We start from the raw sequence: 25417 nt of genomic DNA on the forward strand, positions 1-25417 counted from the left end.
GTTGGGCGGGCACACCGCGCTCATCTGTCTTCCGTTCCCGGCTCCGCCATGCATTAATGTCCCCAAACGCCCTCAGCGAGTCCCTCCCATGATGTCCATGCAAGCCTATCTCGCCTTCGTCGCCGCCTGCATTGCGCTGGCGCTGCTGCCGGGTCCGATCGTCACCCTCGTCATCGCCAACGGCCTGCGCCACGGCACGCGTGCGGCGCTCACCAATGTTCTTGGCGCGCAGGCCGGCCTTGCCATCGTCATCGGCATCGTCGCGATCGGCCTCACCTCGCTGATGGCGACCATGGGCTACTGGTTCGACTGGGTCCGCTTTGCCGGTGCCGCCTATCTGGTCTGGCTCGGCATCAAGCTGATCTGGGCACCGGTCGAGGGCGTCAATGTCGACCAGCCGCCTCCGCCGCCGCGCGGCGGCTTCTTCCTGCAGGGTTTCCTGGTGCTGCTGTCGAACCCGAAGGTGCTGGTGTTCTTCGGCGCCTTCATCCCGCAGTTCATGGACATGAACCGCGATCACTTCCCGCAAGTCGCGCTGCTGGGCGTAACTTTCATGGTCACCGCGGCGATGACGGACGCGCTTTATGCGGTTGCAGCCGGGCGCGCCCGAAAATTCTTCTCGGCCCGCCGCACGCGAATGATGTCGCGTATCTCCGGCGGCTTCATGATCGGCGGCGGTATCTGGCTGGCGCTGACACGGGCGAAATAACCTCCTGGCGGCCGGTTTGGTTTGAACCCTTCGCGGCGGCAATGCGTCCAATCGGGCATTGCCGTTGACGAAGGATTTTGCCGTGCCTGATCTGCCCCCGCTCGTTTACGCGATGCTGCTTGCGCCGCTCGCGCTGATCCTGATTGCCGCCGTTGTGAAGACCTGGCAGGCGCGCGAGGCGCGGAGCTGGCCGCAGGCCCCCGGCAAGGTGGTCACATCGGTCGCCGAGGTGCGCGAGGTCAGGGTGTCCGACGACGAGCGCGAGGACGGCTATCGGACGGAGGATCGCAACTTCGCCAACGTGACCTACGAATATTCGGTCGGCGGCCGCAAGCTGCGCAACAACCGCATCTCGATCGGCGAAGACCTCGGCAATTTCCAGGTCGCCGAAAAGCTCGCGAAATATCCCGCCGGCAGCATCGTCACCGTCTACTACAATCCGCGCCATCCCGATCAGGCCGTGCTGGAGCGCGATCTGCCCAAGGGCCTGTGGGGCTGTCTCGGCATCGGCACGGTGATCGTGCTCGCCATCGTGTTCGGCTCGGCGTTCGGTCTCAACCAGAGTTACCAATATCTCGCCCATCACGTCGCGCGGCCCGATCTCGCGGGCCTGGTCGTTGCCTTCGGCGCGTTCGGCCTCGTCATCGCGCTGATGGCGTGGGCCGTGCAGCGGCAGGCCTCGATGGCGACGCGGTGGCCGACCGTGCCGGGCACGATCAAGCTGTCGGGAATCGAGGAATATCACCAGGCCAGCGAGCCGGGCGAGCGCCGCGGCACCGAGATGTTCGGCAAGCGCGTGACCTACACCTACCTCTATCAGAACGTCAGCTACACCAACGAATGCGCGCGCGTCGCAGCAGGAACGCCGTCGGCTTCCGACGAGATGCTGCGAAAGCTCATGTCGCGCTACCAGGACGGCGCGACCGTCGAGGTTCGCGTCAACCCCGACAACCCGGCCGAGGCCACGCTCGACGCGCGCGGCGACGGCCGCATCGCCTACGTGCTGTGGGGCATCGCCGCGATCTTTGCCGCGCTCGCGGTGTTCGTGGCAACGCGTGGCGGCTAATCGACCAGCCTCTCCGCGCGCAACTGCACCTCGATCTCCACAAAGATCCTTGCCAGCCGCTCGGCCCATTGCTGCTCGCCGGACTGGTCCGCGATCAGATCCTGGCGGATCTCGATGCCGGTGTTGACGAGGCCGCGGGCTTCGCCGTGCACGGGGATGGTGTAGTCGGTGAGGTCGTTGACCGCATAGGGTTCGTTGTCGCCGACGACGAGATCGCTCTCGGCGTGGAGATGTTTCAGCAGGAGCCGCGGCAGCACGGTGTCGCGATTGTAGAGTGCACCGATATGCCAGGGTCGCTCGACACCGGCATAGACCGGCGTGAAGCTGTGCAGCGACACCAGCACCGTCGGCCGCTTGTCATGCAGGCGGCGGCCGATCGTGGCATCGATGCGATGATGGTAGGGCTCGAAAATCTCGCGCCGCCTTGCCGCGCGCTCGCCCGCGGAGATTGCCTCATTGCCCGGGACTGTCGTTGCCTCGGACATCACGGGAATCGAGCTCACGGCGCCCGGCGGGCGGTTGCAGTCGATCACGAGCCGCGAATAGCGCTGCGCGATCAGGTGCGCGTCGAGCATTTCTGCCAGCCGCTCGGCGACACCGGCAATGCCGATGTCCCAGGCGATGTGCCGCGTCAGCTCGTCCTCGGCGACGCCGAGATCGCCGAGCGCACGGGGCAGCACCCGCCCGTAATGATCCGAGGTGAGCAGGAAGGGCGATGCCCCTGCCGCATTCACCTCATGCACTGGCGGAATGTCGCCCTCGCCGAGCAGTTGATCGGTCGCGTCGGCTGTGTCTAAAGCCATCCTGATTGCCTATGGAAAATGCAGTCACCCCAAGAATCGGGCACAATCGCTATAGATTGATCCGCCCAAAGTCACCATGATCGCCTCACGATGCCGCTGCTCACGATTCATCACAAGACCGAATATCGCTATAACCGCCCCGTGGCGTTCGGCGAACACCGGATCATGCTCCGTCCGCGCGACGGGCACGATCTGCGCGTGCTCGATTCCAGGCTCGAAATCTCGCCGGAGCCGATGTCGCTGCACTGGATCCACGACGTGTTCGGCAATTCGGTCGCGATCGCCAATTTCGACGAGCGCGCGGACACGCTGAGCTTCGACTGGCATGTCACCGTCGAGCACAATCCGGTGGAGGAGTTCGCGCTGACGCCGGACGATCCGGCCTATTTCTATCCCTTCGTCTACGACGACGAGGAATTCCCCGATCTCGTCCAGTACATCACGCCGCAATACACCGATCCCGACGGCGAGATCGCGGAATGGGCGCGCGGCTTCCTCGACGAGGACGCGCCGACGCCGACCTTCAAGATCCTGGGCGGCATGACGCACGGCATCCGCGAGCAGTTCAAATACCGCAAGCGCCACGAGTTGGGTACGCAGCATCCGCTCGATACTTTGCAGTCGGGCACGGGAACTTGTCGGGACTATGCGCTGTTCATGATCGAGGCGCTGCGCCAGCTCGGCATCGCCGCGCGGTTCGTCTCCGGCTACATCTTCGTGCCGGAGGATATCGAGCAGCGGCACGTCGGCGGCGGCTCGACCCACGCCTGGGTGCAGGTCTATTTGCCGAGCGCGGGCTGGATCGAGTTCGATCCGACCAACGGCATCATCGGCACCCGTGACCTGATCCGGGTCGCGGTTGCCCGCGATCCGCGCCAGGCGATCCCGCTGCACGGCGTCTATATCGGCTCCGGGGATGCCTTCGACGCCATGGACGTGAACATCAAGGTGGTCTCGGACGACCAGGACAACGACCAGGAGATGGAGGCGGAGGTCTTGTAGATGGACATCAGGGTCGGCTTCGAGATCGCCTACGCGGCAGCACAGCCGACACCGATGGTGATCATGCTCAACATCCACCCCTCGCGGCAGGCCGACATCATCGGCACGGAGACGGTGGTTGCGGCGCCCGACGTCTCGATCCGCTTCTATCACGACAGTTTTGGCAATGTGTGCGGCCGCCTCGTCGCGCCCGCCGGCGGCGTGACGCTGAAGGGCCGCGCGCGGGTGCGCGACACCGGCCTGCCCGACGAGACGATGCCGGACGCGCAGCAGATCCCGGTCGAGCAACTGCCGAACGAGCTGATGCTCTACCTGATGCCGAGCCGCTATTGCGAGACCGACAAGCTCACCGACATCGCCTGGTCGCTGTTCGCCAAGACGAAACCCGGCTGGGATCGCGTCGCTGCCATCACCGAATTCGTGCACAGGCACGTCACATTCGGCTACGAGCACGCCCATCACATGAAGTCGGCGCACGACGTCTACGAGCAGAAGACCGGCGTCTGCCGCGACTTCGCGCATCTGGCCGTCGCGCTCTGCCGCTGCATGGGCATCCCGGCGCGCTACTGCACCGGCTATATGGGCGATATCGGCATTCCGCCGGATCCGTCGCCGATGGATTTTTCCGGCTGGTTTCAGGTCTGGCTCTCGGGGAGGTGGTTCACCTTCGACGCCCGCCACAACGTCCCCCGCATCGGCCGCATCCTGATGGCGACGGGCCGCGACGCTGCCGATGTCGCGCTCTCGACGAGTTTTGGCCGGATGGAATTGAAGAAGTTCGAGGTGGTGAGCGACGAGGTGGTGAAGGCGGGGTGAGGGTGATGCGGAGATCGTCGTTGCTTCGCTTCGCTCGCATGACGATGTCCGGCACAGCGCCTCCCCAACGTCGTCCCGGCCTAGTGCGCAATTGCGCACGGGGGCCGGGACCCATACCGCGTGATCTTTCCGGTGAAGCGCGGTATCGATACCGCAGGAAAACTTCTTCATTCCCGGTCTTCGTCAAACTGCTCCCTGTGGTAATGGGTCCCGGCCTTCGCCGGGACGACGCCGAGGGGGCCGAGAGACGGCGCGTCCACACTCCCCAATGTCGTCCCGGCGAAGGCCGGGACCCATACCGCGTGATCTTTCCGGTGAAGCGCGGTATCGATACCGCAGGAAAACTTCTTCACTCCCAGTCTTCGTCAAACTGCTCCCTGTGGTGATGGGTCCCGGCCCCCGTGCGCAATTGCGCACTAGGCCGGGACGACGCCGAGGGGGCCGAGAGACGGCGCGTCCACACTCCCCGATGTCGTCCTGGCGAAAGCCAGGACCCATTAGCCCGACTGTTCGTGTGGCGTTGCGCTGGGGCCATCAGGTTGCCCATTCCAGCATTCGGTGGTTATGGGTCCTGGCTTTCGCCAGGACGACATCGAATCTGCAGCGCTGTCGTTCCGCAAGATTCGCGGCTATAGAGCCCCCATGACCTCCGATCGTCTCTTCGTCTATGGCACCCTGATGCGCGGCTTCGACCATCCGATGGCGCGGCTGCTTGCCGGCCATGCGGAATTTCTGGGTGAAGCGACCTGCCGCGGCCGGCTCTTTCTCATCAAGCATTATCCGGGATTGCTGCTGTCGGATGCGCCGTCCGACCTCGTCCATGGCGAGCTCTTCCACATGCACGTGCCCGACGAGCTGCTGCGCGAGCTCGACATGTATGAGGCCTGCGGCGAGGGCTTTCCGGAGCCGACCGAATATCTGCGCAAGCTGATCGACGTGACGCTGCCGGACGGCACCACCGGCAAGGCGTGGACCTATGTCTACAACTGGCCCGCCACCGATCTGCCCCGCATCGAGTCCGGCCGCTTCCTGCAGCACTAACGGCTGATACTGAGTTCACCTCTCCCCGCTTGCGGGGAGAGGCATAGGCCGCCTATGGAGGCCGTTCTAAAGAACGCCGAAGCATGGCTTCGGCTATGTCGCTCGTGCGATCCGGGTGAGGGGGTACAGGTCTCGCGGCAGTCGCACGTGTGGAGAGAGGCCCCTCACCCCAACCCTCTCAGCGCGAGCGAAGCTCGTCGCGGCCCCGTAAGAACGGGGCGAGGGGGCGCACCGTCATCGTGGCTTTAGGCCGACAGCACTTCCTTCACCACGCGCACGTCCACCTCGCGCTCGACGTATCTCCATTCCTCGGTGCGCCTGAGCAGCGCCACCAGCTCCTCGAACAGCGCGGCGTACGTGGGGGCGAACTCGAACCAGGTCAGGAAGTCGAAGGGACCGCCGAGGTCGCGGCAGTGATAGAGCTGCCGCGCGATGGCGGGCAGGAAGCGCAGGCTGCTGGCGATGTGGTGCGACTTGTCCTCGAAAATCCTGCGGCGCTCTTCCTGCGTCAGATCCCACCAGGCCTGCGACTTGCGGATCGGGATCAGCGCGGCGCTGGTTGCCTCGAGCCGGCCGAGCCCGGCCTGCACGGCCACGAGCTGCTGCTTCTCGGCGCGCTCGGTGTAGCGCAAGCTGCTGGGAACGCCGACCAGCCGCCACGCATTGCGCGAGGGCACCAGCGGCAATGAGACGGCCTCGCTGTCGGTGACCGACAGCGCCGGCATGAAGGGCAGGGGCTCGCCCGTCACGGGCGAAATCGAGGTCACGCGCCAGCCCCCGCTGTGGCCGCCTCGAAAGGTCCTGAACATGGCCCATGGAAGCGTGGAACCGGGCCGGGTTCAAGGCCCCTCTGCCGTCATTCCGGGGCGCGCCTCTTGGCGCGAGCCCGGAATCCATCGCGCCGCCGGAACGTCGGGAGAAATGGATTCCGGGCTCGATGCTCCGGGCCGCGCTTTGCGCAGCCCGTCGCATCGCCCCGGAATGACCAATGAATGACGGAAAGGCCTGTGCATAGGTCGAATAACCCGGATAAGCCGGACAAACCTGACTTTTGGGCGGAGCGCACCTATATCCCTGATCCTTCGCCCGACTCACACGGTTTCGCGCTAGACACACCCCATGCGCTTCACGCCCCAATTCCTCGACGAGCTTCGTGCCCGGCTTTCGGTTTCCGAAGTCGTGGGCAAGCGCGTGAAGCTGAAGAAGGCCGGGCGGGAGTGGAAGGGGCTGTCGCCGTTCCAGCAGGAGAAGACGCCGTCCTTCTACGTCAACGACCAGAAGGGTTTTTACCACGACTTCTCCTCCGGCAAGCACGGCGACATCATCACCTTCGTGATGGAGACCGACGGCCTGCCGTTCGCCGAGGCCGTCGAGCGGCTCGCGAGCATGGCGGGCCTGCCGCTGCCGGCAGTGACGCCCGATGCGGCACGCCAGGAGCAGCGCCGCCGCTCGCTGCATGACGTCATGGATCTCGCCGCCAAGTTTTTCGCCGAGACGCTGGCCTCGCGCGTCGGCGCCAAGGCGCGCGGCTATCTCGCCGACCGCGCGATCTCGCCGGCGACACAATTGCAGTTCCGCCTCGGCTACGCCTCGCCCGATCGCTTCGCGCTGAAGGAGCATCTCGGCAAGCTCGGCGTCTCCGTCGACGACATGGTCGAGACCGGCCTGCTCGTCGGCGGCAACGACATCCCCGTGCCCTATGACCGCTTCCGCGATCGCGTGATGTTTCCGATCACCGATTTGCGCGGCCGCGTCATCGCCTTCGGCGGGCGCGCGCTGGAGAAGGACGTTCCGGCCAAATATCTGAACTCGCCGGAGACGCCGCTCTTCCACAAGGGCGACAATCTCTACAACCACCAGACCGCGCGCGCCGCCGCGCACAATGGCAGCGCCCTGATCGTGGTCGAAGGCTATGTCGACGTCATCGCCATGGTCACCGCGGGCTTTGCTGGCAGCGTCGCGCCGCTCGGCACCGCGCTCACCGAGAACCAGCTCGCGCTGCTCTGGAAGATGGCGGACGAGCCGATCCTCTGCTTCGACGGCGACCGCGCCGGGCAGAAGGCGGCGTATCGTGCAGCCGATCTCGCGCTGCCGTTCCTCGCGCCCGGAAAAAGCCTGCGCTTTGCGCTGCTGCCGGAAGGGCAGGACCCCGACGATCTCGTCCGCTCCGGCGGCCGCGGCGCGATGGAAGAGGTGATCGCGGCGGCGCGTCCGCTCGCCGACATGCTCTGGTCGCGCGAGCTCGAAGGCGGCAACTTCGCCACCCCCGAGCGCCGCGCCGCGCTGGAAGCGCGCATCAAGGAGCTCTCCAACGGCATCCGCGACGAGGTGGTGCGGCGCTATTATCGCCAGGACCTCGCCGAGCGGCTTCAGCGCACGTTTGCACCCGAGACCGGACGCGGCGGCTATGCCGGCCGCGGCAATTTCCGCCCCGGTCAGGGCGGCCGGCCGTTCCAGCCGCGGGGCGGCGGGCAGGCGAATCGATTCGGCGGTCAGGGGTTCCGCGGCGCGTCCGGCCCCACCCCGCTACCCTCCGGCCCCTACCAGGCGGCGAGCCCCCAGCTCGCGACAAGCCCGATCATGAAGGGACAGCGCAGCGCCATCTCCCGCCGGGAGGCGCTGATCCTGCAATGCCTGATCAACCACCCCTGGCTGCTGCATGAGCACCTTGAGGAGGTCGCCGCCCTGGAGCTGGCCCATCCCGAGGCCCACAAGCTGCGGGCCGGCATCATCGCCGCCTTCGCCCACGACCATCACCACTCACCGGACCCCGGCGAGCAGGCCGAGAAGATGCGGGCCGACATCGAAAAGGGCGGATTTTCTCAACTTCTTCAAAGGGTTGAGAATGGCATCACGACCCAGGCGGTGTGGGGCGCGCGCGAAGGCGCGGCGCGGGACGACGTTCTCTCCACCTGGCACCAGCTGGTTGCCTTGCATCGGCAATGGCATTCACTACTTAGGGAGTTGAAGGACGCCGAGCTGGCCTTGGGGGAGGACCCCAGCGAGGCCAATTTGGCGTGGCTGCGTGACGTCAAGGCTCGGATAGGCGAAGTCGACGGCACCGAGGCCCTGATCGAGGGTTTTGGCGAGCTGTCCGGCCGGCTCCAGAAGAGCGTGTGATGAAAGAATCATGCGGACGGCCGGGGCCGGAACCGCTAAAAGACTCGCCAAATCCATGGTTTGGCGGCAAAAACAGGGTTAATCGAGGCTTAACGGTCTTGTAGCACTTTGGCCCAGAGGCGGCCGCAGGCAGAACAGACGCGTCAGGAATGAATCCGCGCGAACACTGTTGGCACTACACCTGCATCCGCTGCGACAAAGAGGCTCACGAAGCGTTAGGCAAATCCGGCGAGAGAAAGTTGGGGGTGGCGAGAGAAGTGCGCGCCGCCCTTTCCGTGTCGAGAGCTGACGAAGCGAGAGCGTCGAGCAACAGGTTCAAGTGATTTCAGGCAGGCGCGGCGAACGTCTGTGTGAAACGCGTTTAGGAGCAATGGATGGCCACCAAGGCAAAGACGCTGCAGGCGAAGGACAAGGAAAAAGACGACAAGGCAGCGGATGCTCCCGAGAAGGATTCCCAGGACGCGCCCTCGCCGTTGCTCGATCTGTCCGACGCGGCCGTGAAGAAGATGATCAAGCAGGCCAAGAAGCGCGGCTTCGTGACCTTCGATCAACTCAACGAAGTCCTGCCGTCCGACCAGACCTCGCCCGAGCAGATCGAGGACATCATGTCCATGCTCTCGGACATGGGCATCAACGTCACCGAAGCCGACGATAGCGAAGGCGAGGAAGACAAGGACGAGGGCGGCGAGGACGAGACCGACAACGAGCTCGTCGAGGTCACCCAGAAGGCCGTCACCGAGGTCAAGAAGAGCGAGCCGGGCGAGCGCACCGATGATCCGGTGCGCATGTATCTGCGCGAGATGGGCACCGTCGAGCTCTTGTCCCGCGAAGGCGAAATCGCGATCGCCAAGCGCATCGAGGCCGGCCGCGAGGCGATGATCGCGGGCCTGTGCGAAAGCCCGCTGACCTTCCAGGCCATCATCATCTGGCGCGATGAGCTCAACGAAGGCAAGATCTTCCTCCGCGACATCATCGATCTCGAAGCGACCTATGCCGGCCCCGAAGCCAAGGGCGGCATGAACACCGCGATGATCGGCGGTCCCGCTGGCGAGAACGGCGAGGCCACGGCCGAGGGAGGCGAAGCGGCGGCAGTGACCGGCGGCGCGCCCGCGCATGTCGCCCCGCCCGCGGCACCGCCGGCGCCGACCCCGTTCCGCGCCGCGCCTGCCCCCGGCAATGGCGCCGAGGCCGAGAAGGATCCGGGCGAGGCCGCCGCCGAAGCCGACATGGACGAGGACGACGAGTTCGAGAACCAGATGTCGCTTGCGGCGATCGAGGCCGAGCTCAAGCCCAAGGTCGTCGAGATCTTCGACAAGATCGCCGAGAGCTACAAGAAGCTGCGCAAGCTTCAGGAGCAGGACATCCAGAACCAGCTCGAGAGCACCTCGCACGGGCCCTCGCTCTCGCCGCACCAGGAGCGCAAGTACCGCAAGCTCAAGGACGAGATCATCGTCGAGGTGAAGTCGCTGCGCCTCAACCAGGCGCGTATCGACTCGCTCGTCGAGCAGCTCTACGACATCAACAAGCGCCTCGTCTCGCATGAGGGCCGCCTGATGCGCCTCGCCGACAGCCACGGCGTCGCGCGCGAGGACTTCCTGCGCAACTACACCGGCTCGGAGCTCGATCCGCGCTGGCTCAACCGCGTCTCGAAGCTGTCGGCCAAGGGCTGGAAGAACTTCGTCCACCACGAGAAGGACCGCATCAAGGACCTCCGCCACGAGGTGCATCAGCTCGCCGCGCTCACCGGTCTCGAGATCGTCGAGTTCCGCAAGATCGTGCACTCCGTGCAGAAGGGCGAGCGCGAAGCCCGCCAGGCCAAGAAGGAGATGGTGGAAGCCAACCTCCGTCTCGTGATCTCGATCGCCAAGAAGTACACCAACCGCGGCCTGCAGTTCCTCGACCTGATCCAGGAAGGCAACATCGGCCTGATGAAGGCGGTCGACAAGTTCGAGTACCGCCGCGGCTACAAGTTCTCGACCTACGCGACGTGGTGGATCCGGCAGGCGATCACCCGCTCGATCGCCGACCAGGCCCGCACCATCCGCATCCCCGTGCACATGATCGAGACGATCAACAAGATCGTGCGCACGAGCCGCCAGATGCTCAACGAGATCGGCCGCGAGCCGACCCCGGAAGAGCTCGCCGAGAAGCTCGGCATGCCCTTGGAGAAGGTCCGCAAGGTCCTCAAGATCGCCAAGGAGCCGTTGTCGCTCGAGACCCCCGTCGGTGACGAAGAGGATTCACACCTCGGCGATTTCATCGAGGACAAGAACGCGATCCTGCCGATCGACGCTGCGATCCAGTCGAACCTGCGCGAGACCACCACGCGCGTGCTCGCCTCGCTCACCCCGCGCGAAGAGCGCGTGCTGCGCATGCGCTTCGGCATCGGCATGAACACCGACCACACGCTGGAAGAAGTCGGCCAGCAGTTCTCGGTGACGCGCGAACGCATCCGTCAGATCGAAGCCAAGGCGCTGCGCAAGCTGAAGCATCCGTCGCGGTCGCGGAAGCTGCGGAGCTTCCTGGACAATTAATTCGGATCGTCATGCCCGGGCCTGACCCGGGCATCCATCCAACGAAAACGGCGGGCCGAAAGCCCGCCGTTTTTCTGTCGTGCTGACGCTTGGCGTGTCCCGTGGACGCCAGCCTACTTCTTCTTCACCCCCACCCGGTCGAGGTTCTTGATCGCCAGCGGCGGGCGGCCGGATTTTTCGGCGATCTCGCGGTCCTGCTCCATGATGAAGCCGCGGGCGGGCTCGTCGCCCTCGAGGCCTCCGAGCAATTCCGCAGGGACGCGCCGGTTGGAGCGTTGGGAGCCGTCCTCATAGACGACGTTGAAAAAGGCGAATTCGCCTTTGGGATTGGTTCCGGGTTTCTTGGCCATGGCCGCTTGTCGTCGATAAGGGCGCAGCAGTCAAATGGCTTTGGCGGTTGTCGACATCCGCGTCGAGCCGGCGCTGCGAGCTTACGGCTGCACCAATCGGTGAAATCTGCTTGTCGGGGCAGGGGCGGGCTCGCCGGCGATCTGCTGCGACCCTCCCCTCAATAAACGGCGGGCCGAAAAGCCCGCCGCTTATTTTGGGTCTTCAGTGTCGCCCGGGGCTGGCGGGGCGACAACCTAGACTAGAATATTATAATCTGCGCCATGCCGTAGCAAGATAAATCGGGGCCGCGTTGGTGTCGCGGCGAGCGCGGCAGATATGCGTCGGTTGCGACCGCGGTTCCGATGTGCGCCGAAACAATTGCTTGGACCGTCAAAGCACTTTGTTCATCTTGTCTGCTCTCGCAATGCAGCGCGAGGGTTGCGCATTTGTAGGGAAATGCGCCGGGCTGCACGTCTTCCCATTTGCGTGCGGACGGGTTCCATCTTCGCGGTGCACATCTCAATGGGTGCGCGTGCGCTGCGCCAGTTCCTGGACGGCGAGCCGCGAGTGATGTCCGCCGCCGCGCCCGCTGTCGTCGTCCTTGCGTCCCTGCGCCATGATCGCGCTGCCCATCGCGGCGGAACCGAAGGTGATGAGGAACGAGGCGAGCAGCAGGAGAAGCGCAACGCCGCCTGCGCGGTCGGCGAGGATCAGCTCGCGCAGATGCCCGGGGTTGAGCCAGAGCAGGCCGCCGACGAGAAGCGCCGCGGCGCAGGCGCCGATCGCAAGGTTGATGGCGAGCAGGCGGAACAGGGGGATGCGGAGGAGGGCGGCGCGGGTTGGTCGAGGCTGCTGATGTTCGGGCATGGCGGTTCGCCTCATGATCGCATCGGTCGCATCAACCGATGGCGCTGCGCAGGCATCAGCATTATAGCGGCAACTCTCTCATTCGTCATTCCGGGACGCGACGACGTCGCGAACTATGATGCGCGATTGCGCATCTGAGAATCCATCGCGCTGTCGACTCTGCCGTTCGATGGATTCCGGGTTCGCCCTTTGGGCGCCCCGGAATGACGAGTAAGCCCTCACGGCGCCACCAGCTCCACCCGCCGGTTCAGCGCGCGGCCGGCGTCCGTTGCGTTCGGGCCGACCGGGGCGAGCAGGCCGACGCCGGCGGTACGCAAGCGTGTCTGTGCGATGCGAAAGCTCTTCACGAGCTCGGCGGCGACCGCTTCGGCGCGGCGCTTCGACAGGTCGAGATTGTACTCATAGGCGCCCTGGCTGTCCGTGTGGCCGACGATGAAGACGTTGAGCTGCGGCTGGCTCGTCAGGAGCTTTGCGATCTGCTCCAGCGTCGGGCGGCTCTCGGGTTTCAGCACCGCCTTGTCGGTGTCGAAATAGATGCCGTAGAGCGCGATGTGGCCGGTCTCGCCAAGACCCTTGGCCATCGCTGCGGCATCGACCATCTTGTTGGCGATGGCGCCAAGCTCGGCGACGGTGACCTGCGCATAGATCTCCTGGTTGTTCTGGCTGACGATGACGCTGGCATAGGTCTCGCGTCCGCCCTCGCTCTTGTGGCCGGCAAAGTAGCGGTAGTTGAAGCCGTCGACCCACATCTGCGGGATCGGCAGCGTGTCGACGCTTTCCGTGAAGGGAATGGCGCCGCAGGCCTCGGTGTCGCAGGCGAGCAGGGTCTCGAAGCCGGCCTTGGCGAGCTGCGTCTCGAAATTGCGCGACACTTCCAGGATCGAGGGGCCCGGATTGGTGCGATAGGCGATGCGGAAGATGCGCCCTTCGAGCCGCCGCGCATCGGTCGGCTGGCCGTCCCTGAAGGCGGCCGCCTGCATCCGCGCCGCGTCAAAATCCTTCACCACATAGCCGGTGATGACGCTGCCCGCGAACCGGCCGATGCCGGGATAGTCGCGGCTGCCGGCGACGTCGCGCGTCTGCGCGGCAGCGGCGGTGATGGCGAGAAGGGAGAGCAGGGCGGCAAGGACGAGCGATCCGGGGATGTTTCGCGGCGCGGGCATCGGCACTCTCTGTCGGTTGAGGAAGGGGGCGCAGACGTTAGTCGCCTGCACTCTACCGCCGGTTCTCGCCGACGGCCCGCTCCCTTGCCGATTGTCCGGAAAGCCGCCGCCGCCCGTTTCAAGCCGCCGGTGCAATCCGGCTGCCGGCCTCGTGCTCCTGCGCCGCCTGCTGGCGTTCCATCATGGTCTGCCACAGCGTCGCGATGCTGGTCTGGGTCTGCGGCGCGATCAGGCAATGGCCCTCATTGTCGAAGCCGCAGAACCGCACCGCCGGGTCTTTCCTCACCTCGGTCAATGCCTGGTTGAGCATCTCCAGGCAGGTCATGACCTGGCCGACGTCCTGCAGGCGGGTGTGATGCAGGATGTCCATCAGGCGGAACGTCATCACCGCGGGCTGGCCGAAGCTGATGCCGGGACGGCCGAGCTCGAACAGCACGTTCACGGCGGGAAACACGCCGCGGACGTGCTCGAGCACGCCGGCCATGTCTTCCACGCTACAGGCGACGAGATGAGCGGCCTGCGGCGGCGCGGCCGCGGGCGTCCGCGGTGCAAGGCCGAGCGAGGCGATCACCTCCTGCTCGATCCATTGCCGCACCAAGGCGGGCGCATTGCGGATCTGTTCGGCGGTCAAGGTAATTCCGGTCATCAGCTATTCTCCTGGCGGCTCTCCTGCTTCGCTCAATCTAGAAAGCGGGGCGCGAGACACGTTGATGCGGATCAAGCGCGCCGCTTTGACGGTCGCCGCTTTCCCGGGCATGATCGCGCGCTGCTTCGCGCAAGGAATTTGGGGGGATCGCTCGACATGCTGAGATACGCTCTGGCCGCCGTCTGCTTCGTTGGTCTGGCCGGCGGCCCGGCCGAGGCCGCGCGCTGCGGCGGCGACTTCAACAGCTTCGTCGCCGGCATGACCGCGGAAGCGCAAGGAGCCGGCGTCGCGGCGAGCGTGACCAGCGCGGCGTTCAGCGGCATCACCCAGGACGGCGCCGTGCTCGCCTTCGACCGGCGCCAGCGCTACACCTTCAACAAGAGCTTCGAGCAGTATGTCTCGACCCGCGTCGGGCCGGGCCGCATCAATGGCGGCAAGGCGCTGTTGCAGCGACACGCGGCGCTGCTCTCGCGCATCGAGCAGCAGTTCGGTGTGCCCCGCTATATCCTGGTTGCGATCTGGGGGCTGGAAAGCGATTTCGGCAAGGGCGACATCGGCAAGCTACCGGTGGTCCGCACGCTGGCGACGCTCGCGCATGACTGCCGCCGCACCGAGCTGTTCCAGGGCGAGCTGCTCGCCGCCCTCAAGATCGTGCAGCGCGGCGACCTGCCGCTGCGCGACCTGATCGGCGCCTATGCCGGCGAGATCGGCCAGACCCAGTTCCTGCCGTCGTCCTACATCAAGTACGGCGTCGATTTCGACGGCGACGGCCACGTCGACCTGCGCCACAGCGTCCCCGACGTGCTCGCCTCGACCGCGAACCTGCTCCACACCAGCGGCTTCAAGATGGGCCAGCCCTACGGCGAAGGCACCGCCAATTTCGAGGCGATGCGGGAGTGGAACAGGGCGGTGATCTATCGCAAGACCATCGGCTATTTTGCCGATCGGCTGGCGGGGCAGTGAGGGAGGCGCTGCTGAGAGGTGGAGCGCACGCGCCACACACGGTGTCATCGCCCGCGAAGGCGGGCGATCCAGTATTCCAGAGACGGCAGTGATTGAGCCGAGAGGCCGCGGCGTACTGGATTCCCCGCTTTCGCGGGGAATGACAGCGGAGTGTGAGGCCGCGCTATTGCGCACCTGACTACTTCGCCGTCCCCTTCGCCATCTTCTCCAGCCTCCGCTGCAACGTCGCCCAGTACGTCCCCGGGCGGAAGCGCTGCAACAGGTCCATGAAGCGGGCGTCGTTGCCGATCAGGATGCGGGGCTCGTTCTTCTCGATGCCCTTGATGATGCGCAGCGCGGCGTCCTTCGGCGTGGTCTTCGCCGCGTTCTCGAACCGCTCGATCATCTGCGAGCGGCGGGCATTGTCGGTGACGCCGGCCCCGGTGCGCGAGCTGCGCGCGATCGAGGTGGCGACGCCGCCGGGATGCACGACCGACAGTTTTACGGGACTTCCCGCCACCGCGAGCTCGTGCCGCACGCTCTCGGAAAAACCGCGCACGGCGAACTTGGCCGCGGCGTAGGCCGATTGTCCCGGCGGCGCGATGATGCCGAAGATCGACGAGACGTTGACGATATGCGCCTCGTCCCTCGTCTTCAGGTGCGGCAGGAAGGCGCGGGTGCCGTGCACCACGCCCCAGAAATTGATGTCGAACAGCCACTCCATCTGCGCCTGGTCGATCTCCTCGAACGTGCCCAGCAGCGCCACGCCGGCATTGTTGACGAGGATGCCGAGCGACGGATGCGCCGCTGTCGCTTCGCCTGCGAATTGGGCGATGTCGCCGGGTTCGCTGACGTCGACGCGATGCACGCTGATCTTGCGCGCCGCGTCGCCCCCTTCGCCGATCTCGGCGGCGAGCGCCTTCAGCCCGGCCTCGTCGCGATCGGCGAGCGCGAGGTCGCAGCCACGCCGGGCGAGTTTGATGGCGAGTGCGCGGCCAATGCCGCTCGCGGCTCCCGTGATGGCGGCGGCGCCGCGAATCGCAGTCATGGATCCCCCCGTCAAGCTCCGATTTTGGAACTATGATTTACAATTTTTCAGAATGGAACCGAACCGTATGCGAGTTGGCTCCTTAACGTAAGTTACTTGGACGGAGACAGGCAGCATTGGGAGCCGCCGATGGGACAATCAAGACCATTTACAGCAACGGCACTCATCGTTGAGGACGACCCCATGCAGAGAGAGATGCTCAGTCTCCTGCTGGAGGAGAGCGGCTATCAGGTCATCCAGTGCGAGAGCGCCGAAGCGGCCGAGCGGGTGCTCGAGAAGAGCGCCGGCGCACTCTGCCTGATGCTGACCGACGTGCAGCTGGCCGGCCGCATGAACGGCGTCGAGCTCGCCCATGTCGCCAAGGGACGCAATCCCAAGCTCGACATCATCGTCACCTCCGGTCGCCCCCTGATGCAACCCTTGCCCGACGGCGCCAAATTCTGGGCCAAGCCCTGGGCGCCGCTCGACGTGCTGCGCGAGGCCGAGATCGCGCAGCTGTCCTGACGGTGACGGTGTCAGGACTGTTGTGTTTGCAGGGCTTGGCCTGTTCTCAACCCGTCATCCCGAGGCGCGAGCCGCGCGGCGCAAAGCGTCGCGTGGCGAGCCTCGAAGGATGAACGGCCGAGATGCAGCCGGGCCATCACCCTTCGAGGCTCGCCGAACAGGCGAGCACCTCAGGGTGACGGTGCTGGAATTGCTTTGTCTGTGGGGCAGGCCTGTTCTCAACCCGAGGCGCCGCTTTCTTGCGGTGAGGCGGGATGATAGGGTCTGCTCATGACCTGGTCCTTCCTGCTCACCTCGCTGATCGTCGTCGCCTCGCCCGGCACCGGCGTGCTTTACACGCTGGCGGCGGCCTTGACGCGCGGCTCGCGCGCCAGCCTGGCTGCTGCCTTCGGCTGCACGCTCGGGATCGTGCCGCACATGATTGCAGCCATGCTGGGACTTGCCGCCGTGCTCCACACCAGCGCGCTCGCCTTCGCCGCGCTGAAATGGTGCGGCGTTCTCTATCTGCTCTACATGTCCTGGCAGGCGCTGCGCGAGCGTGGTGCGCTGGCGGTGGAGGGCGAGATCAAGGAGCGATCGAGCGGCCGGGTCATCGTCACCGGCTTCCTGATCAACATCCTCAATCCAAAACTGTCGATCTTCTTCCTCGCCTTCCTGCCGCAGTTCATCGCGGCGGACGAGGCCCATGTGCTGGCGCGGATGCTGGAATTGAGCGGCGCCTTCATGGCGATGACCTTTGCGGTGTTCGTCGTCTACGGCCTCTGCGCCGCATCCGTGCGCGAGCGCGTCATCTCCCGCCCCGCGGTGATGACCTGGCTGCGCCGCAGCTTTGCCGCGGGATTTGCCGCGCTCGGCGCCAAGCTCGCGTTTGCCGAGCGGTAGGCTTTCTTCCTTCACCTCTCCCCGCCTGCGGGGAGAGGTCGGATCGCCTCGGCGATGCGAAGCATCGTCCGGTGCGATCCGGGTGAGGGGGTACAGGTCTCACGGCAATCTCATGTGGGGAGAGAGGCCCCTCACCCCACCCTCTCCCCGTAAGAACGGGGCGAGGGAGTGAGAGAACGGAGCGGGACGCGACAAGCCAGCCAATAAAAAAGCGGGCCTCGCGCCCGCCATCTTCAAACTCTCTTAGCCTTACCCGACGCCCGGGCGGAGCGAGCTCCACCCGGGCAAAGAACATGCTGGCTACTTCTTCTTCGCGGCCTTCTTGGCCTTCTTCTTTGTCGCCTTCTTCGCCTTCTTCGCTTTCTTAGCCATAGTATCCTCTCAAGGGTTAATGGTGGAACGCGACACGAGGGATGCTCGGCGGAGGGCCAGCCTCGCAACATCCTCGACGACAAACTCAGCAGATTCGCAGGTCTCTGCCCCGCGCCGTCATATCTGTGTCATCACGTTATCCACAGCTCAGATGCGTTTTCGGGTGATTTTTGCCCGCGAATCCGCTCCGCGCGGATCGCGAGACGACCGCGCGAGGTCGACGGCGACATGCCTAACGATCCGATAATCCGCGCGCCGTTCATGAATCCAAAACCAAAGGCGTGCATTGGAGGATCGCAGTGAGACTCCGTTAAGTGCAACCCGCGCATTGTTCCCCGCAAGAAAACGGGGACGGGTGATGGACGGACGGCTGCCAGGAATGGGGGGCGGGGCGCTGCGCGCGCTGCGGCGGCCATGCTGAACGTACCGACACTCTGGACGGTCTTCGCCGTCAACTTCCTGGCGCTCGGCCTGATCTGGGCCTACGTGACGCGCTCCTATCCGAAATTCGCGGCCGCACGGTTCTGGATGGCGTCGGCCTTCGTCGCCGCGGCCGGCGCGATGGCGGCCCTGGTCCGCCTGTTCGTCTCGTCTCCCTTGCCGCTTCTGTTCGGCGCTGCCGGCGTCGTCGCGGCGAGCTGTCTCGCCGCCATGGGCATTCAGCGCTTCTACGACCAGCCGGTGTCATGGCGCCTCATGATCGCGACGGGCGCCTTGAGCCTCGGCGGCGTCGTCTTCTTCATGGTCGGCTTCGACCACATGCAGCTGCGCATGCTCAGCTACACGATCGGCCAGGCCCTGCCGCTGGTGCTGTCGCTGCGTCTGTTGCTGTTGCCGCCTGAAGGGCGCGTCAATCCGGGCGCCCGTCTGGCCGGTATCGTCATCATCACCATCATTGCGATCTTCCTTGCCCGTGCGGTGGGCAATCTGCTCGGCCACGACTTCTCGGCGGTCGCCGGCGGTCAGACCCATGCCGTCATGGTGCTGGGGCTCCTGTTCCTGTCGATGACGCTCAATTTCGGCTTCCTCCTGATGGCGATGGACCGGCTGCGTGGTGAGGTCGCCGATCTCGCGCTGCTCGACGATCTCACCGGTGTCGCCAACCGGCGCCATCTGTTGCAGCGCCTGTCCGAGGAATGCGCCCGTTCGGAGCGCAGCGGCGAGCCGTTCTCGCTGCTGGTGATCGATCTCGACGGCTTCAAGACCATCAACGACACCCATGGCCATGCCGCGGGCGATGCCTGCCTCCAGCACTTCACCCTGATGGCGCAGACGCGGCTGCGGCCCGGCGACATGCTCGCCCGCACCGGCGGCGACGAGTTCTGCATCGTGCTGCCGTCCTCTTCCATGCGCGAGGCGGCCGCAATCGCCCGTCGCGTGCTCGAGGTCTGCCGTCGGGACGCCGCGGCCTGCAACGGCAACGACATCCCGATCGCGATCTCGATCGGCGTGGCGCAATGGGACCGCGGCATCGGTCAATTCCCCGACCGCCTGATCGCGCATGCCGATCACGCACTCTATGCCGCCAAGAAGAACGGCAAGAACGACTTCGCCGTCTACGATCCGGCGCCGCCGCTCTCGCCCGAGCCGAACGGCACGGGCGAAGCCGCGCGCAATTTCGCCTGATGACGTGCTAGGCTCGGGTCCGCATTGGACCCTTGATGATGATGTCTCGCCTGCTCGCGGCCATTCTCGCCGCTCTTCTGATCGCACCCGCCGCCGCAGCCGACGCCGAACTCGCAAAGCTCGCGCGCGCCTCCGGCACGCCCGACATTCCCGGCCTGAAGATCGTCTGGCTGGCGCCGTGGGGGGATGTCCGCAGCGCAAGATCCTGGCGCAACATCATCGTGCACCAGACCGAGGGGCCGGCGGGCTCGGCCCGCGGCGGCGCGGCGGAGCAGTCGAAGAACCCGACGCGGCGCGGCGTCACGGTCTGGGTCGAGACCGACGGCACGGTCTATTGGGCGGTCGCGGAAAACCTGGTGCCGACCCATGGCGACGGCGCCAACCGCAACGACAACAAGTACATCGACAACAGACCGACCTATCGCCAGGTGGTGCGCGACAATTCGATCGGCGTCGAGTTCGCCGGCAATTATCCCGATGTCGCGGCCGGCCCCACCGAGGCGCAGGTCGCGGCGTGGAAGATCCTCGTCAAGGTGCTGCGCGCGCGCTACGACATCCCGCTCGACCGCGTCTATGCGCACAACTGGATCGACTACAAGGACGCGCGCTATTGCGAAGGCTGCTGGCTCGCGACGCTGGCGAGGACATGGGGGGAGTAGACCTCCACCGTCATTCCGGGGCGCGCGTAGCGCGAACTATGATGCGCAATTGCGCATCTGAGAATCCATTCATCCACCAGCTCTGCGGCGAAATGGATTCCGGGCTCGCGCCAAGCGGCGCGCCCCGGAATGACGGGAGGGGTCAAACCGCCTCCGCCATCCAGCCGAACAGCCGCCGGATCAGTCCCGGCCGCCGCGGCAATTCCGGCGGCTCGTCCGCTGCGAGCACACGTTTGAAGAAGTAGTCCAGGAACACCATGTCGTTCGGCTCGGTGACGGTGAATGTCTCCTCGCCGAAGTACACGCTGTAGTTAAAGAAGAACGGACCCATGATCGGGATCGTCGCGGTCGAGGCGTAGTCCTTGGAGATCACGAAGCCGGCGGGGTCGAGCCCGTGCTCGCGCATCGCCTGCTCGACCAGCGGCAGCTTGCGCATGAACTGGGCGGAGAAGCCGCCGACGGTGGATTGCAGGATGATCGACACGGCGCGTCCATTCGCTTGCTGTTGTCGGTCCGGTCCTTTTGGGTCGGCTCATCGGACGCGCGGGTTCAAGGCCAGCGCGGTTCTACGTCGGTCAGGGGAAGGGAACGTGATGGCCGTCTCATCCGGCTGTGCGGCGGATGTCGGTCTTTGCAGGGTGGCGCGATCAGGCCGCATCATTGGGCCGCAAACACAGCTGTCATCGCCCGGCCTTGACCGGGCGATCCAGTATTCCAGAGGCCTGCGTTGGAGAACTCGCTCTCGCAACCGACGCCGCGGCGTACTGGATGCCCCGCTTGCCGCCTACGCTAAAGCTTCGGCGCCCCTGGACCTCAACCCCGGCGAAGCCTTGGCGTAGCCGGGTCGCGGAGCATGGCACCGAATGTGGAGCGACACCTCACCCAACAAAAAAGCCGGCGTTGCCGCCGGCTTTTCCGTCTCTTTCGATCCGCCAATCTCTGGCGCCAGCGAAGCCCGCTTAATGCGCGGCTTCCAGCGCGGCCTGTTCCGCCCTTGCGATCGTGCCCTTGACCGCGGACTGCACCTTCTCGAAGGCGCGGACCTCGATCTGGCGGACGCGCTCGCGCGACACGCCGAACTCGGCGGCAAGGTCTTCCAGCGTCATCGGCTCATCCGCGAGGCGGCGGGCCTCGAAGATGCGGCGTTCGCGCGGGTTGAGCACGCCCATGGCGCCGTTCAGCGCGTTACGGCGGTGATCATACTCCTCGTGCTCCGCCATCATGGCTTCCTGGTTGGGCGTATTGTCGACCAGCCAGTCCTGCCATTCGCCGGCTTCGCCGTCGTCGCGGATCGGCGCGTTGAGCGACGCGTCGCCACCGAGGCGGCGGTTCATGTCGATCACGTCCTGGTCCGTCACGCCCAGCCGCTTGGCAATGGTCGCAACCTGGTCGGGGCGGAGATCGCCCTCGTCCAGCGCATTGATCTTGCTCTTCGCCTTGCGCAGGTTGAAGAACAGCTTCTTCTGGTTCGCGGTGGTGCCCATCTTCACGAGCGACCAGGAACGCAGGATGTACTCTTGAATCGACGCCTTGATCCACCACATCGCGTAGGTGGCGAGACGGAACCCCTTCTCGGGTTCGAAACGCTTCACCGCCTGCATCAGGCCGACATTGCCTTCCGAGACGACCTCGGAGATCGGCAGGCCGTAGCCGCGATAGCCCATGGCGATCTTGGCCACGAGGCGGAGATGGCTGGTGACGAGTTGGTGCGCCGCGTCGCGATCGTCATGCTCGCGCCAACGCTTGGCGAGCATGTATTCCTGCTGGGGTTCCAGCATCGGGAACTTGCGGATCTCGGCGAGGTAGCGAGAGAGGCCGGATTCTCCATTGAGCACCGGCAAAGCAGCGGTACGGGCCATAGTTGAGCCCTCCAAGGTTCAGGCCCCCGATAGCGGCGGGCCAGGCAGACGACCGCTGTGTTAAAGCCGGCCGTAGCTGCGATGTTCCGCGTTGGTCATTTCCAACGCAGGCGCAATATACCCCATGGGGGGTCAAAAAGGGAAGGATTGCTGACGTCACGTCCCCGTGTGGCAGCTATAACTTTTTGTAATGTAACGCTTTTCCTAACGGAGCTGCGTCATAGCGCCGCTTTCAGGGTGCCCTCCAGGAGAAGCAAATCCTCCGGCAAAGCCGCCTCCCAGTGGAGTAATTCTCCCGTCCTCGGGTGCTCCAATACCAGCAGATAGGCGTGGAGGGCTTGCCGCCCGAGCGCCGCCAAAGCGGCTTGTGACTCCGGGCCGAGCTGGTTGGCCTTGGTCTTGAAATGCGGGCCATAGACGGCATCGCCCATCAGGGGATGGCCGATATGGGCGAGGTGGACGCGGATCTGGTGGGTGCGCCCGGTCTCGAGCTCGCAGGCGAGCAGCGCCGCGATTGGCTTGCCGTCGCGCCCGGCAAAACTCTCCAGGATCTCCCAATGCGTCACCGCCTCGCGGCCGCCTTGGCGCACCGCCATCTTCTCCCGCGCATACGGATGGCGGTCGATCGGCGCATCGACGGTGCCGCGATGTCGGTTCGGCACCCCCCAGGCGAAGGCCATGTAGCCGCGCCGCATCGCGCCGGTGCGGCCGTGGTCGGCGAACTGCGCCGACAGCGAGGCGTGCGCGAGGTCGTTCTTGGCGACCACCATCAGCCCGGTCGTGTCCTTGTCCAGCCGGTGCACGATGCCGGGCCGGCGCACCCCGCCGATGCCCGACAGCGTCGAGCCGCAATGGGCGATCAGCGCGTTCACCAGCGTGCCGGTCTCGTGGCCGGCTGCGGGGTGCACGACCAGGCCCTTCGGCTTGTTGATGACGATGATGTCGTCGTCCTCGAACACGATATCGAGGGCGATCTCCTCGCCCTTCGGCTCGGCGGGCGCGGCCTCCGGCACGTCGATTGTGATCGTATCGCCGCCACTGACGTGATAAGCGGGGTCGCGGATGGCGGAGGCCTTCAGGCTCACCGCGCCCGCCAAGATCAGGGCTTTCAGCCTCGATCGCGACAGGTCCGGCAGGCGCGCCGCCAGCACGCGGTCGAGCCGGGCCGAGCCCTCGTCGCCGGCGACGACAACCTCCAACCTTTGCGCAGAGCCTGAGTTTTCCATGACGACGTCTGATACCGCTGTTCCCGAACCGACCCCCGAGCAGGCCGCGCTGTTCGCGCGGGTGCGGCGGATGATGCTGATCGCGGGGTTGACCACGGCGCTGGCGATCTGCGCCGTTCTGATCGCGGTGGGCTACCGCCTTTTCAAGTCGGAGGGAAGGGCGCCCGAGCCGGCCGGCGACGTCACCGCCACCCTGCCGAAGGGCGCCAGGATCGTGTCGACCGGGGTCGCCGGCGACCGCCTCGTGATCACGCTCGATGTCGGCGGGGTCACCGAGATCCGCACCTTCGACGCCCACACGTTGAGGCCGGCCGGAAAGCTGAAATTTGCCAATGAGCCGTAAGGGTGGCCCGGACATTCGGCCCAAATTTCCACCGTCGTCCTGGCGAAGGCCAGGACCCATAACCCCAGGTTTTCGTTGCGTGAACGAGATCGGCGCTCCGATGTGCCTTAACCATTGGCATTCGGGGTAATGGGTCCTGGCCTTGGCCAGGACGACCGGGGTGAAACCCCCAATCTCGCCTTGCCGCCGGCAAAATTCGCGGCTATGTCGTAGCCCTCACGCTCCCTTCGTCTAGCGGTTAGGACGCGGCCCTCTCAAGGCTGAAACAGGGGTTCGATTCCCCTAGGGAGCGCCAAGTCCCCGATAATTTGCGATCTTGTGCGATGCTGCTCCGGCCCGGGAGCGCCATGTCGCGCAATATTTGGTCGATCACGCACCGTATCGGCGAGGTTTGGCGCTTTGCGCACGCCGATTGGCCAATTCGCAGGCGGTCGGCCGGGCGACCTGAACCGCCGGACGGCACGGGCAAATCGACGTGCGCCTTGCATCGTCTCAGTGATGCGCAGAAACACTCCTGACGGTCTCGGTCAGCATATCACCCGGCGCGGAACGGCTGAGGTCACCCAGGCTGATGATGCCGATCATCCGCTTGCTCTTGTTGATCACCGGCAACCTGCGGACCTGCAGCTTCTCCATATGATGCATCGCCTTTGCGAGGTCATCGTCCTCCCGGCAGCAATGGATGCCTTCAGTCATCACGTCGCGCGCGGTCGCGCGGCCGGCATCGAAGTTGTGGCTCGCGAGCCCTTTGCAGACGATATCGCGGTCGGTCACCATCCCGACCAGTTTGTCGTCCTCGCCAACCGGAATGCAGCCGATGTCATGCGCCCGCATCAATTTGGCAAGCTCGGTGAGAGGGGTGTCGGGGCTGACCCAGTCGACACCCTTGTGCATCACGTCTTTGACTTTCATGGCGAGCCTCCGTTCGTGGGTTTGAAGTGCATTAATGCAACGCAGCGGCCCCCCATTTTCTGAATTGTACAGCCGATCGGGCGCGAGATCGCAGCAGAAGGCATCATTCCCTGCCCGTCCGACCAGACAAGCGCAGACGTTGTCGCCGTTACCCTCCCCCACACTCTAACAGCGACTTCGCGACCGGAGTTCCCGCCCAGGATCGCAAAGGCAATGGGCGGTCTCCAAAATCCTCAGTCGTGCGCGCTAAACCGCCCGTGCGGCGCATTGGCCGTCAGGCGCTCAAACTGCGCGTGTCCCATATGAAGCAGCGTCTCGTGATCGCCGGCTTCCATGTAGATGTCCGGCTGTGCCTTGATGCTGTCGTCGACGATCGTATCCAGCCCGTAGCATTTGCCGACGGCAGGTACTGCACCGTGTGCACAGTCGCTGAACAGCCGATCGATCTCGGTTTCATCGGCCATGTGGACGTTGTCGCCGAGCTCTGTCCTCAGTTCCGACAGGTGGAGGTGGTGCGATGCGGGCAAGACGGCCAGCACGTATTCGCCGTCGCGCCGCAACACGATGCCCTTGGCGAGGCGATCGCCAGGGATGTGGCATACCTCGGCCGTGCGAGCGGACGTCATGCTGAGTTCGTGCGGGATCACCTCGTATTGGATGTTCTCAGCGGCTAGGTATTTCTGGAGCGTGGGAGCAATGGCCATGACATCACCTCCGATGCTGGATGCAAACCATCCACCGTAGGGGCTTCCCGGCAGGCTCGCGCCATACGATGGGCGGCTATCTGACTATAGACCCAACAGGGGTCTTCCATCCGCAAATATATGCTAGTTCGCCGTCTTATTCAGCATGGCGCGTCACTTTGCGCCGTTCCGCGGTCCCGGCGATGCAGGTTCGAATACCGGTGTCCTCGCCTCGAGGCGCTAATCCCGGCCGTGAAATCGAGC

General features: G+C 65.2%; 25 protein-coding genes and 1 tRNA gene. 14 read left to right on the forward strand and 12 right to left on the reverse strand.

The annotated features are described in order from the left end of the window. The first annotated feature begins 88 nt into the window (after window positions 1-88). Both BM118_RS29740 and BM118_RS29745 read left to right on the forward strand, forming a co-directional pair. Window positions 89-709 carry a LysE family translocator gene (locus BM118_RS29740; RefSeq protein ID WP_177234819.1) on the forward strand — a complete coding sequence of 207 codons (621 nt, stop codon included), beginning with the start codon at window positions 89-91 and terminating at the stop codon, window positions 707-709. Between the two features lie 82 nt (window positions 710-791). After that, window positions 792-1775, forward strand: coding sequence for a DUF3592 domain-containing protein (locus tag BM118_RS29745; RefSeq protein WP_092190223.1), 984 nt, complete (start codon window positions 792-794; stop codon window positions 1773-1775). Here BM118_RS29745 and BM118_RS29750 read toward each other — a convergent pair. Continuing rightward, window positions 1772-2578: an N-formylglutamate amidohydrolase gene (locus BM118_RS29750; RefSeq protein ID WP_092189985.1), complete on the reverse strand. Its 807-nt coding sequence runs from the start codon at window positions 2576-2578 to the stop codon at window positions 1772-1774. The genes BM118_RS29745 and BM118_RS29750 overlap by 4 nt on opposite strands. Before the next feature lie 90 nt (window positions 2579-2668). On the opposite strand from BM118_RS29750, the gene BM118_RS29755 reads away from it, so the two are divergent. From BM118_RS29755 to BM118_RS29770, 3 genes are all read left to right on the forward strand, one after another. Beyond that, complete coding sequence (locus BM118_RS29755; protein WP_092189987.1) at window positions 2669-3580, forward strand: transglutaminase family protein; 912 nt, start codon at window positions 2669-2671, stop codon at window positions 3578-3580. Beyond that, a complete protein-coding gene (locus tag BM118_RS29760; RefSeq protein ID WP_092189989.1) occupies window positions 3581-4396 on the forward strand; it encodes a transglutaminase-like domain-containing protein in 816 nt (271 codons plus the stop codon). It abuts the gene before it with no gap. A gap of 642 nt (window positions 4397-5038) precedes the next feature. Continuing rightward, entirely contained in the window at window positions 5039-5437 is a 399-nt protein-coding gene (locus BM118_RS29770; RefSeq protein WP_092190225.1) for a gamma-glutamylcyclotransferase family protein, read from the forward strand. Between the two features lie 245 nt (window positions 5438-5682). On the opposite strand, the gene BM118_RS29775 is transcribed toward BM118_RS29770, so the two are convergent. Continuing rightward, the gene (locus BM118_RS29775; protein ID WP_092189993.1) at window positions 5683-6246 is read right to left on the reverse strand and encodes a chlorite dismutase family protein; all 564 of its coding nucleotides are present in this window, start codon (window positions 6244-6246) and stop codon (window positions 5683-5685) included. 310 nt (window positions 6247-6556) lie between these two features. Between BM118_RS29775 and dnaG the strand changes: the two genes are divergently transcribed. Further along, the gene (dnaG, locus tag BM118_RS29780) at window positions 6557-8557 is read left to right on the forward strand and encodes a DNA primase (RefSeq protein ID WP_092189995.1); all 2001 of its coding nucleotides are present in this window, start codon (window positions 6557-6559) and stop codon (window positions 8555-8557) included. A gap of 374 nt (window positions 8558-8931) precedes the next feature. Further along, window positions 8932-11091 carry an RNA polymerase sigma factor RpoD gene (rpoD, locus tag BM118_RS29785; protein WP_092189997.1) on the forward strand — a complete coding sequence of 720 codons (2160 nt, stop codon included), beginning with the start codon at window positions 8932-8934 and terminating at the stop codon, window positions 11089-11091. A gap of 113 nt (window positions 11092-11204) precedes the next feature. On the opposite strand, the gene BM118_RS29790 is transcribed toward rpoD, so the two are convergent. The 4 genes from BM118_RS29790 to BM118_RS29805 all read right to left on the reverse strand — a co-directional run bounded on the left by BM118_RS29790 (window position 11205) and on the right by BM118_RS29805 (window position 14097). Further along, a complete protein-coding gene (locus BM118_RS29790) occupies window positions 11205-11441 on the reverse strand; it encodes a hypothetical protein (protein WP_027548366.1) in 237 nt (78 codons plus the stop codon). A 499-nt stretch (window positions 11442-11940) separates the two neighbouring features. Further along, window positions 11941-12288 (reverse strand): hypothetical protein, encoded by a 348-nt coding sequence (locus tag BM118_RS41820; protein ID WP_177234820.1) that lies wholly within the window; start codon window positions 12286-12288, stop codon window positions 11941-11943. 218 nt (window positions 12289-12506) lie between these two features. Beyond that, a complete protein-coding gene (locus tag BM118_RS29800; protein WP_177234821.1) occupies window positions 12507-13451 on the reverse strand; it encodes an OmpA family protein in 945 nt (314 codons plus the stop codon). Between the two features lie 118 nt (window positions 13452-13569). Further along, window positions 13570-14097, reverse strand: a complete 528-nt coding sequence (locus BM118_RS29805) for a hypothetical protein (RefSeq protein ID WP_092190001.1) — start codon at window positions 14095-14097, stop codon at window positions 13570-13572. Between the two features lie 156 nt (window positions 14098-14253). Here BM118_RS29805 and BM118_RS29810 point away from each other — a divergent pair, with 156 nt between their 5' ends. Then, a complete protein-coding gene (locus BM118_RS29810; protein WP_092190004.1) occupies window positions 14254-15060 on the forward strand; it encodes a lytic murein transglycosylase in 807 nt (268 codons plus the stop codon). Window positions 15061-15238: 178 nt separating this feature from the next. Here the strand turns inward: BM118_RS29810 and BM118_RS29815 are convergent, their stop codons facing one another. Then, window positions 15239-16087 (reverse strand): SDR family NAD(P)-dependent oxidoreductase, encoded by an 849-nt coding sequence (locus BM118_RS29815; RefSeq protein ID WP_092190006.1) that lies wholly within the window; start codon window positions 16085-16087, stop codon window positions 15239-15241. Window positions 16088-16216: 129 nt separating this feature from the next. Between BM118_RS29815 and BM118_RS29820 the strand changes: the two genes are divergently transcribed. The 4 genes from BM118_RS29820 (at window position 16217) to BM118_RS29840 (ending at window position 20130) form a co-directional block, all read left to right on the forward strand. Continuing rightward, the gene (locus BM118_RS29820; RefSeq protein WP_092190008.1) at window positions 16217-16591 is read left to right on the forward strand and encodes a response regulator; all 375 of its coding nucleotides are present in this window, start codon (window positions 16217-16219) and stop codon (window positions 16589-16591) included. 270 nt (window positions 16592-16861) lie between these two features. Further along, on the forward strand, window positions 16862-17473 hold the full coding sequence (locus tag BM118_RS29825) for a LysE family translocator (RefSeq protein WP_092190010.1): 612 nt from the start codon (window positions 16862-16864) through the stop codon (window positions 17471-17473). A gap of 786 nt (window positions 17474-18259) precedes the next feature. Beyond that, window positions 18260-19471: a GGDEF domain-containing protein gene (locus BM118_RS29835; protein WP_177234822.1), complete on the forward strand. Its 1212-nt coding sequence runs from the start codon at window positions 18260-18262 to the stop codon at window positions 19469-19471. Between the two features lie 35 nt (window positions 19472-19506). After that, the gene (locus tag BM118_RS29840) at window positions 19507-20130 is read left to right on the forward strand and encodes a peptidoglycan recognition protein family protein (protein ID WP_092190016.1); all 624 of its coding nucleotides are present in this window, start codon (window positions 19507-19509) and stop codon (window positions 20128-20130) included. Between the two features lie 142 nt (window positions 20131-20272). Here the strand turns inward: BM118_RS29840 and BM118_RS29845 are convergent, their stop codons facing one another. From BM118_RS29845 to BM118_RS29855, 3 genes are all read right to left on the reverse strand, one after another. Then, window positions 20273-20614 carry a hypothetical protein gene (locus BM118_RS29845; RefSeq protein WP_092190018.1) on the reverse strand — a complete coding sequence of 114 codons (342 nt, stop codon included), beginning with the start codon at window positions 20612-20614 and terminating at the stop codon, window positions 20273-20275. A 475-nt stretch (window positions 20615-21089) separates the two neighbouring features. Further along, window positions 21090-21989, reverse strand: coding sequence for an RNA polymerase sigma factor RpoH (gene rpoH / locus BM118_RS29850; protein ID WP_027548376.1), 900 nt, complete (start codon window positions 21987-21989; stop codon window positions 21090-21092). A 218-nt stretch (window positions 21990-22207) separates the two neighbouring features. After that, the gene (locus BM118_RS29855; RefSeq protein ID WP_092190020.1) at window positions 22208-23215 is read right to left on the reverse strand and encodes an RluA family pseudouridine synthase; all 1008 of its coding nucleotides are present in this window, start codon (window positions 23213-23215) and stop codon (window positions 22208-22210) included. On the opposite strand from BM118_RS29855, the gene BM118_RS29860 reads away from it, so the two are divergent. Beyond that, on the forward strand, window positions 23214-23558 hold the full coding sequence (locus BM118_RS29860) for a hypothetical protein (RefSeq protein ID WP_092190022.1): 345 nt from the start codon (window positions 23214-23216) through the stop codon (window positions 23556-23558). The genes BM118_RS29855 and BM118_RS29860 overlap by 2 nt on opposite strands. Before the next feature lie 220 nt (window positions 23559-23778). Continuing rightward, window positions 23779-23853: transfer RNA gene (locus BM118_RS29865), tRNA-Glu, on the forward strand. Between the two features lie 197 nt (window positions 23854-24050). On the opposite strand, the gene BM118_RS29870 is transcribed toward BM118_RS29865, so the two are convergent. Together BM118_RS29870 and BM118_RS29875 are read right to left on the reverse strand one after the other, a co-directional pair. Further along, entirely contained in the window at window positions 24051-24470 is a 420-nt protein-coding gene (locus BM118_RS29870; protein WP_092190023.1) for a CBS domain-containing protein, read from the reverse strand. A 233-nt stretch (window positions 24471-24703) separates the two neighbouring features. Next, complete coding sequence (locus BM118_RS29875) at window positions 24704-25174, reverse strand: aminoacyl-tRNA deacylase (protein ID WP_092190025.1); 471 nt, start codon at window positions 25172-25174, stop codon at window positions 24704-24706. Window positions 25175-25417: the final 243 nt, after the last annotated feature.

This window comes from Bradyrhizobium sp. cf659 (assembly GCF_900113725.1).
GTDB lineage: Bacteria > Pseudomonadota > Alphaproteobacteria > Rhizobiales > Xanthobacteraceae > Bradyrhizobium.

Bases quoted from the DNA above. Each gene is read 5' to 3' on its own strand.
- BM118_RS29740 (WP_177234819.1), top strand. From the start codon at position 89: ATGATGTCCATGCAAGCCTATCTCGCCTTCGTCGCCGCCTGCATTGCG.
- BM118_RS29750 (WP_092189985.1), bottom strand. From the start codon at position 2,578: ATGGCTTTAGACACAGCCGACGCGACCGATCAACTGCTCGGCGAGGGC.
- BM118_RS29755 (WP_092189987.1), top strand. From the start codon at position 2,669: ATGCCGCTGCTCACGATTCATCACAAGACCGAATATCGCTATAACCGC.
- BM118_RS29760 (WP_092189989.1), top strand. From the start codon at position 3,581: ATGGACATCAGGGTCGGCTTCGAGATCGCCTACGCGGCAGCACAGCCG.
- BM118_RS29770 (WP_092190225.1), top strand. From the start codon at position 5,039: ATGACCTCCGATCGTCTCTTCGTCTATGGCACCCTGATGCGCGGCTTC.
- BM118_RS29775 (WP_092189993.1), bottom strand. From the start codon at position 6,246: ATGTTCAGGACCTTTCGAGGCGGCCACAGCGGGGGCTGGCGCGTGACC.
- dnaG (WP_092189995.1), top strand. From the start codon at position 6,557: ATGCGCTTCACGCCCCAATTCCTCGACGAGCTTCGTGCCCGGCTTTCG.
- rpoD (WP_092189997.1), top strand. From the start codon at position 8,932: ATGGCCACCAAGGCAAAGACGCTGCAGGCGAAGGACAAGGAAAAAGAC.
- BM118_RS29790 (WP_027548366.1), bottom strand. From the start codon at position 11,441: ATGGCCAAGAAACCCGGAACCAATCCCAAAGGCGAATTCGCCTTTTTC.
- BM118_RS41820 (WP_177234820.1), bottom strand. From the start codon at position 12,288: ATGCCCGAACATCAGCAGCCTCGACCAACCCGCGCCGCCCTCCTCCGC.
- BM118_RS29800 (WP_177234821.1), bottom strand. From the start codon at position 13,451: ATGCCCGCGCCGCGAAACATCCCCGGATCGCTCGTCCTTGCCGCCCTG.
- BM118_RS29805 (WP_092190001.1), bottom strand. From the start codon at position 14,097: ATGACCGGAATTACCTTGACCGCCGAACAGATCCGCAATGCGCCCGCC.
- BM118_RS29810 (WP_092190004.1), top strand. From the start codon at position 14,254: ATGCTGAGATACGCTCTGGCCGCCGTCTGCTTCGTTGGTCTGGCCGGC.
- BM118_RS29815 (WP_092190006.1), bottom strand. From the start codon at position 16,087: ATGACTGCGATTCGCGGCGCCGCCGCCATCACGGGAGCCGCGAGCGGC.
- BM118_RS29820 (WP_092190008.1), top strand. From the start codon at position 16,217: ATGGGACAATCAAGACCATTTACAGCAACGGCACTCATCGTTGAGGAC.
- BM118_RS29825 (WP_092190010.1), top strand. From the start codon at position 16,862: ATGACCTGGTCCTTCCTGCTCACCTCGCTGATCGTCGTCGCCTCGCCC.
- BM118_RS29835 (WP_177234822.1), top strand. From the start codon at position 18,260: ATGCTGAACGTACCGACACTCTGGACGGTCTTCGCCGTCAACTTCCTG.
- BM118_RS29840 (WP_092190016.1), top strand. From the start codon at position 19,507: ATGATGATGTCTCGCCTGCTCGCGGCCATTCTCGCCGCTCTTCTGATC.
- rpoH (WP_027548376.1), bottom strand. From the start codon at position 21,989: ATGGCCCGTACCGCTGCTTTGCCGGTGCTCAATGGAGAATCCGGCCTC.
- BM118_RS29860 (WP_092190022.1), top strand. From the start codon at position 23,214: ATGACGACGTCTGATACCGCTGTTCCCGAACCGACCCCCGAGCAGGCC.
- BM118_RS29855 (WP_092190020.1), bottom strand. From the start codon at position 23,215: ATGGAAAACTCAGGCTCTGCGCAAAGGTTGGAGGTTGTCGTCGCCGGC.
- BM118_RS29870 (WP_092190023.1), bottom strand. From the start codon at position 24,470: ATGAAAGTCAAAGACGTGATGCACAAGGGTGTCGACTGGGTCAGCCCC.
- BM118_RS29875 (WP_092190025.1), bottom strand. From the start codon at position 25,174: ATGGCCATTGCTCCCACGCTCCAGAAATACCTAGCCGCTGAGAACATC.